Here is a 1,160-nt window from a genome sequence, read left to right as displayed (position 1 = left end):
ATTGACGCCGTTGAAAACGGGCGTGAACAGAATGTCATTGTCGTCGCCGAACGGCGGGCTCTGCAACAGCAGGGTCTCGTCGTGGACGACCTGGAAGGCCGAATTGGCGGACACCGAGACCGCGGGGCCGTCATCCTGGAAGCTGATGCTGGAGTCCTCGGTACCCACGATCTCGATGGTCGCCGAGGACGTCGCGGTGTCATTGTCACCGTCGGTGATGGTCGCTGTCAGCGTAACGCCGAGGCTCGCGCCCTCACCAACCAGGYTGAGGAACTGCGTCGAATCGAAATTGTTGAGGTCCGCGCCGTGGTCGATCGCCATGTACTGGTCGACGRCGAGCTGGCCTCCCGAGAGGCTGCCTGCGTTGTCCAGCGTGATGCGGATCGCGATCGGGCCGTTCGGATCGGCGCCGACATGRCCAACGATCTCGGTGTCGCTGACCTTGAACAGRTAGATCGTGTCGTCGGAGTAGGTGTGGTTCGGRTCCGTCACCTTCAACGTGGTGGCGATGCCGCCGCTCTCCGTTWCTTTGGCGCCCGAGAGCGCGAACGAATAGGCATAGTCGGTCGWCTTCTCGCCGTCGGTGCCGGCAATCTTGGTGACGTCGAACAGCGCCTCCAGTTCGCCCTTCACGTCGCCTTCGCCGGCCGCCGTCTTCAGCTCGCCGATCGGATTGGTGCCGGTCGGATCCGGGTCCGTGTTGCCTGAGACGTCGTCGACGGTTCCGTCAGGAAGGCCGTTGGCGCCGCGATCGCCACCGATCGACTCGTCGAGCGACAGCGTCGCGAGATGGGCCGAACCCTCCTCCGGCTGCTGCACCGTCACGTCAATCGACGGGCCGTCATCCTGGAAGCCGATGCTCGACTGTTGGGGCCCCGCGATCACGATCGTGGCCGAGGACGTCGCGGTGTCATTGTCACCGTCGGTGATGGTCGCGGTCAGCGTAACGCCGAGGCTCGCGCCCTCACCGACCAAGTTGAGGAACTGCGTCGAATCGAAATTGTTGAGGTCCGCGCCATGGTCGATCGCCATGTACTGGTCGACGACGAGCTGGCCTCCCGAGAGGCTGCCTGCGTTGTCCAGCGTGATGCGGATCGCGATCGGGCCGTTCGGATCGGCGCCGACATGACCAACGATCTCGGTGTCGCTGACCTTGAACA

General features: G+C 63.9%; 1 protein-coding gene. It reads right to left on the bottom strand.

The annotated features are described in order from the left end of the window. Positions 1-1,160, bottom strand: a 1,160-nt coding sequence (locus tag ACXJL8_RS41640) for a DUF5801 repeats-in-toxin domain-containing protein (RefSeq protein WP_456687101.1), incomplete at both ends; no start/stop codon positions are given.

Source organism: Bradyrhizobium sp. P5_C11_2 (assembly GCF_054049755.1).
This window is presented reverse-complemented; position numbering and strand designations above follow the sequence as displayed.